Here is an 8,224-nt window from a genome sequence, read left to right as displayed (position 1 = left end):
CATCGCCGATGGCGAGGATCTCACAGTGGTCTCGGTCGAGGACGGCAAGATTGCCGCTGAAAGCATTCACAAAGCCCTGATGGCTTGAGGAAGGAAAAGATATCATGGCTGACCTTTCCACCAATTTTCTCGGTATCAAATCACCCAACCCGTTCTGGCTCGCCTCGGCGCCGCCGACGGACAAGGCCTACAATGTCGAGCGCGCCTTTGAGGCCGGCTGGGGCGGCGTGGTCTGGAAGACACTCGGCGAAGCCGGCCCTCCGGTCGTCAATGTCAACGGCCCGCGCTACGGCGCAATCTGGGGTCCGGACCGCAGGCTTCTCGGCCTCAACAACATCGAACTGATCACCGACCGCGACCTCGAGATCAATCTCAGGGAAATCGCTGAAGTCAAGAAACGCTGGCCCGACCGGGCAATGATCGTCTCGATCATGGTGCCTTGCGAGGAGCAAAGCTGGAAATCGATCCTGCCGCGCGTCGAAGACACCGGCGCCGATGGCATCGAGCTCAATTTCGGCTGTCCCCACGGCATGAGCGAGCGCGGCATGGGTGCCGCTGTTGGCCAGGTGCCTGAATATATCCAGATGGTCGCCGAATGGTGCAAGCAGTATTCAAAGATGCCCGTCATCGTGAAGCTGACGCCCAACATCACCGACATCCGCTACCCCGCACGTGCGGCCAAGGCCGGCGGGGCGGACGCAGTGTCGCTGATCAACACCATCTCGTCGATCGTTTCTGTCGATCTCGACAATTTCGCACCGATGCCGACGATTGACGGCAAGGGCTCGCATGGCGGTTATTGTGGTCCGGCGGTCAAGCCGATCGCGCTCAACATGGTTGCCGAGATCGCCCGAGACGCCGAAACCCGCGGACTTCCGATCTCCGGAATCGGCGGCGTGCAGACCTGGCGCGATGCAGCCGAATTCATCGCACTTGGCTGCGGCACGGTGCAGGTCTGCACCGCGGCCATGACCTACGGCTTCAAGATCGTCGAAGAAATGGCGCAAGGCCTGTCGGACTGGATGGACGAGAAGGGCTACGCAACAATTGCCGACTTCCAGGGCCGCGCGGTGCCCAATGTCACCGACTGGCAATACCTCAACCTCAACTACATCACCAAGGCCAGGATCGACCAGGATCTGTGCATCAAATGCGGCCGCTGCCACATCGCCTGCGAGGACACCTCGCATCAGGCGATCACCTCAATGGTTGATGGCCAACGCTATTTCGAAGTGATGGATGACGAGTGCGTCGGCTGCAATCTCTGCGTCAATGTCTGCCCGGTCGATGATTGCATCACCATGGTGGAGATGACCGAAGGCTCCGACCCGCGCACCAACCGCCCGATCGATCCGAATTATGCCAACTGGACAACCCACCCGAACAATCCGATGGCAAAACAGGCCGCCGAATAAGCCTGCCACCGCCTGATTGACCGCAAGCCCCGGACCTCGCCGTCCGGGGCTTGTTGCGTTGGGCGCTATGTGACCCGCACTCAAATCCCCAAGTCCAGCGGCTTGGCACCCTCTCCGTCAGCACTGAGTTCATGCCCAATGGTTGCCTTGCACAAACCGGATTGGTATTTCCTTGTCGACAGTCGGGGGAGTAAAATCGGGATGAAGATTCAAGCAATGCTGGCATTGATGGGCTGTACCGTGCTGCTGTCCTGTCAGACCATGTCAAAGGAAGAATGCGCCGTTGCTGATTGGCGCGTCGTCGGCGAACAGGACGGTGCCGCTGGCTACAGCCCGCAGGACCGGTTTTCCCGCCATACCAAGGCGTGTGAGAAAGCCGGTGTCGCCGCCGACCAGACACTTTGGTACCAGGGCTATCAGCAGGGCCTGCCGCACTACTGCACTCCGCTCAATGGCTTGAGTGTCGGCAGCCGCGGACAATCCTATGCCAATGTTTGCCCTGCCGATCTCGATCCAGGATTTCGCAACGGCTATGAACTGGGTCGGTCCTACAATCGCAAAAAACGCGAAATCCGCGATGTAGAAGCGAGGATCAGCCGCATTGATCAGGAAATCCGTGACGACGGGAACTTGATAGGACAAAGCAAGGCTGACAAGCGCGCGATCGAACGCAGAATCGCTTCCAACCGCTGGACCATTCGCGATCTCGAACGCGACATCGGCCGACTGCAAGCGGACCTGCGCCGGATCGAGGACGAGATGGATGATTTTCGTTATAACCAGACGCCAGGGGGATAGCACCAGTGGTGTATAACGGAGATCTGGACAATGCCGGGTGAGATGCCTTCACTGGCTGCATTGGCCACACAGACACAACAAATTTACGAGCGCAATGCGGCGCGTTTCGACACCGAAAGATCGAAAATCCTTGTCGAGAAACCATGGCTCGACCGCTTCGCCGCCCTGCTGCCGTCAAACGGCGTCGTGCTGGATGCGGGGTGTGGTGCCGGGGACCCGATTGCTGCTTATTTCACGGCGCTGGGCTATCGCATCACCGGCATAGATGCAGCTGGAGCCATGATCGATCTGGCGCGCAGGGCCTTTCCCGGTGGGGAATGGATGCAAACCGACATGCGGCGCCTGGATCTGGGTCGCACATTCCACGGAATCATCGGCTGGGACAGCTTGTTTCACCTTACACCGGATGAGCAGCGCACAACTCTCGTGCGGCTGGCCAGCCATCTTGACTGGGACGGCGTCCTGATGCTGACGGTTGGTCCGGACGCGGGCGAAGTGACCGGCCATGTCGGCGATGATATCGTCTACCATTCGAGCCTGTCGCCTTCTGAGTATGAGGAAATCCTGACCGGTTTGGGGCTACACATCGTCGATTTCAGGCTCGAAGATCCTGACTGCGACTATCGCACAATACTGCTGGCCAGAAAGCAATCGTGCGACTGATGAACAGGCTTATCTGCATTGTATCCTTGACACTGACACTGCTGATTCAGGGCTGCGCACAAATCGCGCCGGAACCGGCCACAGAAGCGCAATCCCAGGCCGGACTCAGTGAGTGCTGTACCAGGATGGAAGACTATCCACGCTGGTTTGTCGATGTGTCGCGGGTATTCGCACCCCAGGTTGGGACTGTGTTGAGCCACATTGCCTGGCGCGGCGGCTATCTCAAGTCCAAACAGGCGGCGCAAAATGCCATCCTGTCCAGCCTTCAACCGCTCGACATCGTGCTGGTCAGTTCGAAAGGACGAACTTCCGGCCAGTTGATCCCGGGGCTTTTCGGACATGCCGCGATCTATCTGGGCACCCAGTCCCAGATGCAGGATCTGGGCGTCTGGACTTCCGCCGCGATAAAGCCTCATGCCGCAGACGTCGAAAACGGAAAGATCTTCATTGAAGCCGACCAGAAAGGCGTTCACCTGTCGCCGGCTTCAATCGTGCTAAACACCGATCGTGTTGCAATCCTCAGGCCGGAATTCAGCACCAACATGCGGCGGCGCGAGATTATACGGGACTACTTCCGCTTTATCGGTGCGGATTTCGATTTCCTTTTTGATGTAGACTCGCCTGACTGCACATTCTGTACCGAACTCATTCACCGGGTGATGCCTGAACTCGACCTGTCAATCCAGGATATCTACGGCGTGCGGACGATCATCCCGGACCGCGTCGCGGTGGCGGCAATCCGCCATGAGGTCGGATTGAGCCTGGTCGGCTATATCAAAGCAGACCTGAAGACATGGCGACAGGCTTCAGGCAAGGCTCTTGCCGAAGACATCGCCGTCACCTGGTTCAAGCGCCAACAACCGGATTAGACCGCAAGCATCGGCAGTCACAGGGATGCGGAAGCTACATGGCGCAGCGAAACCGGATTGCGACCGTAACAACGCTTGAATGCCCGGGCAAAGCCTTCAGCGGAATCATAGCCATAGCGCCGCGCAACCGCATCAACCCGGTCGCCTTTCTGCAAATCCTGCCGTGACAATGTAAGTCGCCACCGACGCAAATAGGCCGAAGGTGTCTCGCCCACCGTCGCCACGAACATCTCGGCAAAGCGGCTGAGCGACAGTCCGGCGATTGTCGCCAGATCCTCATTGCGCCATTGCCGGCCCGGCTGCGCATGAATCGTCACCAGCGCGCGGCTCAGTCGCGGATCGGACAATCCCGCCAGCAATCCCGGTTTTGTCGAACCAGATTCGATCTGCGCCCGCAGCAATCGCACGATCAGCACTTCGCCCAACCGGTTGACCACGGAAGCCGAACCGCAGCGCGATGCTTCCAGTTCCGATTGCATCAGCGCCACCAGGCTTGCTGTTTGTGGATCACCTGACAGATCGAAATCGATTGCTTCGGGCAAGGCGGCAATCAGCGGATTGGCATCACCGCCCCAATCAACTGCGGCCGAAAACAGCACGGTTTGCCCGGTCCACGCCGGGTCGAGCCCCTCGGCATCAAACCAGACATGCCTGGCGACGCCCGTCTCATCGGCCGTCACCACAAGCGTCGCCGCTTCCACCGGCGCCACCCGCACCTGCAGGCTGAAGCGTTCCATCAGCGTTGTCAGACGGTCAAATTCGGACAAATCGGCGTTCCAGTCAGTTAATTCGGATTTTTCAGACTGTAATTACATTAGTATCCTTGCACAACCCCGTCTTGAAAGGCTTTCCCAATGCTCATGCCCCGCCAAAAAACACCTGACCTGACACTCTCCACCCTTGATCACGGCACGTTTGATCTCTCCACCGATGCATCCGAGCGGGGAACAGTCATCTGTTTTTACCGCGGTCTGCATTGCCCGATCTGCGCCAACTATCTGACTGAATTGCAAAAGCGCGTTGCCGATTTTGCCGAACGTGGCGTCGCCACCATCGCCATCAGCTCCGATGGCGAAGACCGCACGCGGCAGATGGCCGAAAAGATCGGTGCCGACACGCTGCGCTTCGGCTACGACCTGCCGCTGTCCAAGGCGCGCGAATGGGGACTTTACATCTCGACATCGCGCGGCAAGACCTCGATTGGGATCGAGGAACCGGAGCTGTTTTCAGAACCTGGCCTGTTCATGGTGACACCGCAACAGACGCTCTATTACGGTTCGGTTCAGACCATGCCGTTCGTTCGTCCGCATTTCTCCGAGCTGGTCGGCGCACTCGATTTTGCCATTAAGAACGATTACCCTGCGCGCGGCGAATACACCGGCGCTGTGTAATGCGACAGCGCCGCAAGCCGGTCGTGTGACTTGATCTAGATCGACCGGATATTGACGCGGGCGGAGAGTGTTTCAGCGCTTTCCGCCCGTTCCGAATAGCGATCGGTCAGGTAGGCCGAGCGCCCGCGCGTCAACAGGGTGAACTTCACAAGCTCCTCCATCACATCGACAACACGGTTGTAATAGGGCGACGGCATCATCCGCCCCTGCTCGTCGAATTCTGTAAATGCCTTGGGCACGGAGGACTGGTTCGGGATAGTGATCATCCGCATCCAGCGGCCAAGAACCCGCATCTGGTTGAGCGTGTTGAAACTCTGCGATCCGCCACAGACCTGCATCAGCGCCAGCGTTCGTCCCTGTGTCGGGCGCACTCCGCCGATTGGCGCCAGCGGCAGCCAGTCTATCTGGGTCTTCATCACGCCGGTCATGGCGCCATGACGCTCGGGCGAACACCAGACCTGCGCCTCTGACCAGAGCGAAAGCTCCCGCAACTCGGAAACTTTTGGATGGCCGCCTGCATCGTCTTCCACCAGCGGCAACCCGGCCGGATCGAAAATCCGCACCTCGGCGCCCAGCGCCTCAAGCACCCGCTTGGCTTCGAATGTGAGAAAGCGCGAGTAGGAGCGTTCCCGCAACGAACCATAGAGCATCAGCACCCGTGGCGGATGATTGTCCTCGCCCGGCAACGCCAGCCTGTCGACCTCCGGCAGGCGAAAACTGTCTTGATCAAGATTGGGCAGGTCCTTCATCATGGCGCGGTGATCACCTCTCCGTCTTCCTTGGTGTAGGTTGCACCCGATGCAACATCGAGAAGCGCAAACACCGCTTCCGAGGGACGGCAAAGCGCTACGCCTTTCCGGGTGCAGACAATCGGACGATTGACCAGCACCGGATGCTCGAGCATTGCCTCCAGAATTGTGTCATCGCTGACCGCTGGATCGGTCAGGCCCAGCTCATGCGCAGGGGACTTGGAAACTCTCAACGCCTCGCGTGGTGTCAGGCCGGCGGCGGCGAAGAGGCCCAGCAACTGGCCGCGGGTCCAGCCGGTCTCCAGATAGTCGACAACGACCGGCTCACCGGCAAAAGCCCGGATGATTTCCAGAACATTGCGGGATGTGCCGCAACCCGGATTGTGGTGAATGACAATGCTCATGAGGGCTCCTGTTCCACTGACGCTCGGATTCTTCCCCGATTAACGCAATCGATCTCGTCACGCCAGACACATATCAAGTTTTCTTGATTTATAAACGTGACACAAAGGGGAATTTACCGACCTCGCCGAGCAACAGGGCGACCGGCTCCGATGAACAACCGGCATCACCATCTTGATTGCGCGCGCGATCAATTGCACAAAGGGTGGAACCATAAGGGAGTCCCCAATGAGCATCGATTTGACAGGCAAGACAGCACTGATCACCGGCGCCAGCCGTGGCATCGGCGAGGCTGCGAGCCGCATCATGGCGGGATATGGCGCCAACGTTGTTCTGGTTGCGCGGTCGACGCGGGACACGGCGCGGATCGCCTCGGAAATCGGCGACAAGGCGATCGCGGTGACTTGTGATGTGGGCACTTATGGCGATGTCGAAAACGCGGTCGACCTGGCCGTCAAAAGCTTCGGCGGCCTCGATATCCTGGTCAACAATGCCGGCGTGATCGATCCCATCGCCCGGATCGAAGACTCCGATCCCGAAGCCTGGGACCAGGTGGTCGACATCAATTTCAAGGGCGTCTATCACGGCCTGCGCGCCGCCATCCCGGTAATGAAACGGCAGGGCGGCGGCGTGATCATCAACATCTCGTCGGGTGCTGCCGCAGGCGCGCTGGAAGGCTGGAGCCATTATTGTGCCACCAAGGCCGGCGTTTTGTCGCTGACCCGTTGCGCCCACGCCGAATGCGCCGCCGACAATATCCGGGTGGTCGGCCTGTCGCCGGGAACCGTGGCCACCGACATGCAGCGCTCGATCAAGTCCTCCGGCGTCAACCCCGTCAGCCAGCTCGACTGGTCGATGCACATCTCGCCCGACTGGGTCGGCGAGGCCATTGCCTGGCTGACAACCGATGCCGCACGTGCGTACGACGGCGACGATTTCTCGCTCCGGACCGAGGAAGCCCGCCGCGCCGTCGGACTGATTGCTTAAGGATGGCGAATGCGGGGCGTTTCGCCCTCTGTTGTTTCCGGTCGCAGCCCGTCAAGAAATAGCTTTTCGAGATACCTCGCGGCATCCTCGAAACGGCCTTCCGCGCCGCGGTCGGGTCCGAGGATCACCTGCACCTGGGCGTCAAAGTCGGCATAGTGCTGCGTCGTCGACCAGATCGAGAAGATCAGGTGCCTTGGATCCACCAGATTAATTTTCCCGGCGTTCATCCACCCCTTCAGCACCTCGGCCTTTTCATCGACCAGCGGCTTGAGTTCACTCTCGAGCAACCGCTTGATGCGCGGCGCACCCTGCAGGATCTCATTGGCGAACAGCCGGCTTTCGCGCGGGAAATCGCGCGCCATCTCGAGTTTCCGCCGGATATAGGATTGCAGTTCCGGCAACGGGTCACCACCGGCGTCGAGCTCACGCAAGGGTTCCAGCCAGGTGTCAAGCAGCCGGGCGATCAGCGCCTCGTAGATGTCCTGCTTGCGTCTGAAATAGTAGAGCAGGTTCGGCTTGGACATGCCCGCATGCTGGGCGATCCGGTCGATGGTTGCGCCACGAAATCCATGAACTGAAAACTCCTCCAGCGCCGCATCGAGGATCTTTTCCTCGTTCTCCATCTGGATGCGCGTCTTGCGCTGGGTTTCCGTGGCTCTTGCCTTCAAGTTGCGCGCTCCATGTCACCTTCGACCAGCTAAAAAACGGCCTCGGCAAAGCTCTTGCGGACACCGCCGAATTTGCCTTGACCCAATGATTGACCCTGCTAGAGTTTTATCAAACAGTCAATATTTTCGTCAGTGAACTCCTGTGCGGGAAAAAAGCCATTGAAATGGCTATTGATCAACGACCGGGAACACATTGCGTCAGGAGGCGCGCCAGGCATGTCTAATCGGCTCAACACATCCCCAAACGACCTGCGCGCGTTCTGGATGCCGTTCACCGCCAAC

The 8,224-nt window shown here is 59.2% G+C and carries 10 protein-coding genes; 6 read left to right on the top strand and 4 right to left on the bottom strand.

The window, feature by feature from the left end; genetic code table 11:
- Positions 1-104 precede the first annotated feature (104 nt).
- From preA to ABJN75_RS09670, 4 genes are all read left to right on the top strand, one after another.
- Complete coding sequence (preA, locus tag ABJN75_RS09685) at positions 105-1,415, top strand: NAD-dependent dihydropyrimidine dehydrogenase subunit PreA (protein ID WP_348439135.1); 1,311 nt, start codon at positions 105-107, stop codon at positions 1,413-1,415.
- Positions 1,416-1,616: 201 nt separating this feature from the next.
- Positions 1,617-2,213: a DUF2799 domain-containing protein gene (locus tag ABJN75_RS09680; RefSeq protein ID WP_348439133.1), complete on the top strand. Its 597-nt coding sequence runs from the start codon at positions 1,617-1,619 to the stop codon at positions 2,211-2,213.
- A 30-nt stretch (positions 2,214-2,243) separates the two neighbouring features.
- Entirely contained in the window at positions 2,244-2,876 is a 633-nt protein-coding gene (locus tag ABJN75_RS09675) for a class I SAM-dependent methyltransferase (RefSeq protein WP_348439131.1), read from the top strand.
- A gap of 125 nt (positions 2,877-3,001) precedes the next feature.
- Positions 3,002-3,745 carry a YiiX/YebB-like N1pC/P60 family cysteine hydrolase gene (locus tag ABJN75_RS09670; protein WP_348439129.1) on the top strand — a complete coding sequence of 248 codons (744 nt, stop codon included), beginning with the start codon at positions 3,002-3,004 and terminating at the stop codon, positions 3,743-3,745.
- Between the two features lie 17 nt (positions 3,746-3,762).
- Here ABJN75_RS09670 and ABJN75_RS09665 read toward each other — a convergent pair whose 3' ends face one another.
- Entirely contained in the window at positions 3,763-4,512 is a 750-nt protein-coding gene (locus ABJN75_RS09665) for an AraC family transcriptional regulator (protein WP_348439127.1), read from the bottom strand.
- A gap of 87 nt (positions 4,513-4,599) precedes the next feature.
- On the opposite strand from ABJN75_RS09665, the gene ABJN75_RS09660 reads away from it, so the two are divergent.
- Complete coding sequence (locus ABJN75_RS09660; protein ID WP_348439125.1) at positions 4,600-5,136, top strand: peroxiredoxin-like family protein; 537 nt, start codon at positions 4,600-4,602, stop codon at positions 5,134-5,136.
- Between the two features lie 35 nt (positions 5,137-5,171).
- Here ABJN75_RS09660 and arsH read toward each other — a convergent pair whose 3' ends face one another.
- Both arsH and arsC read right to left on the bottom strand, forming a co-directional pair.
- Positions 5,172-5,888 (bottom strand): arsenical resistance protein ArsH, encoded by a 717-nt coding sequence (arsH, locus tag ABJN75_RS09655; RefSeq protein WP_348439123.1) that lies wholly within the window; start codon positions 5,886-5,888, stop codon positions 5,172-5,174.
- A complete protein-coding gene (gene arsC, locus ABJN75_RS09650) occupies positions 5,885-6,289 on the bottom strand; it encodes an arsenate reductase (glutaredoxin) (RefSeq protein ID WP_348439121.1) in 405 nt (134 codons plus the stop codon). The genes arsH and arsC overlap by 4 nt, the downstream gene beginning before the upstream one ends.
- Positions 6,290-6,515: 226 nt before the next feature.
- On the opposite strand from arsC, the gene ABJN75_RS09645 reads away from it, so the two are divergent.
- On the top strand, positions 6,516-7,274 hold the full coding sequence (locus tag ABJN75_RS09645; protein ID WP_348439119.1) for an SDR family oxidoreductase: 759 nt from the start codon (positions 6,516-6,518) through the stop codon (positions 7,272-7,274).
- Here ABJN75_RS09645 and ABJN75_RS09640 read toward each other — a convergent pair.
- Positions 7,271-7,897, bottom strand: a complete 627-nt coding sequence (locus ABJN75_RS09640) for a TetR family transcriptional regulator C-terminal domain-containing protein (protein ID WP_348439137.1) — start codon at positions 7,895-7,897, stop codon at positions 7,271-7,273. The genes ABJN75_RS09645 and ABJN75_RS09640 overlap by 4 nt on opposite strands.
- Positions 7,898-8,224 lie beyond the last annotated feature (327 nt).

It is taken from the genome of Hoeflea sp., assembly GCF_039975035.1.
Classification (GTDB): Bacteria; Pseudomonadota; Alphaproteobacteria; order Rhizobiales; family Rhizobiaceae; genus Hoeflea.
Note: the sequence above shows the minus strand (reverse complement) of the source record. Positions and strands in the feature narration are given on the sequence as shown.

What these genes read in the sequence shown, in the direction of transcription:
- ABJN75_RS09680 (WP_348439133.1), top strand. Translation starts at nt 1,617, where the DNA reads ATGAAGATTCAAGCAATGCTGGCATTGATGGGCTGTACCGTGCTGCTG.
- preA (WP_348439135.1), top strand. Translation starts at nt 105, where the DNA reads ATGGCTGACCTTTCCACCAATTTTCTCGGTATCAAATCACCCAACCCG.
- arsH (WP_348439123.1), bottom strand. Translation starts at nt 5,888, where the DNA reads ATGATGAAGGACCTGCCCAATCTTGATCAAGACAGTTTTCGCCTGCCG.
- ABJN75_RS09670 (WP_348439129.1), top strand. Translation starts at nt 3,002, where the DNA reads ATGGAAGACTATCCACGCTGGTTTGTCGATGTGTCGCGGGTATTCGCA.
- arsC (WP_348439121.1), bottom strand. Translation starts at nt 6,289, where the DNA reads ATGAGCATTGTCATTCACCACAATCCGGGTTGCGGCACATCCCGCAAT.
- ABJN75_RS09675 (WP_348439131.1), top strand. Translation starts at nt 2,244, where the DNA reads ATGCCGGGTGAGATGCCTTCACTGGCTGCATTGGCCACACAGACACAA.
- ABJN75_RS09660 (WP_348439125.1), top strand. Translation starts at nt 4,600, where the DNA reads ATGCTCATGCCCCGCCAAAAAACACCTGACCTGACACTCTCCACCCTT.
- ABJN75_RS09640 (WP_348439137.1), bottom strand. Translation starts at nt 7,897, where the DNA reads ATGGAGAACGAGGAAAAGATCCTCGATGCGGCGCTGGAGGAGTTTTCA.
- ABJN75_RS09645 (WP_348439119.1), top strand. Translation starts at nt 6,516, where the DNA reads ATGAGCATCGATTTGACAGGCAAGACAGCACTGATCACCGGCGCCAGC.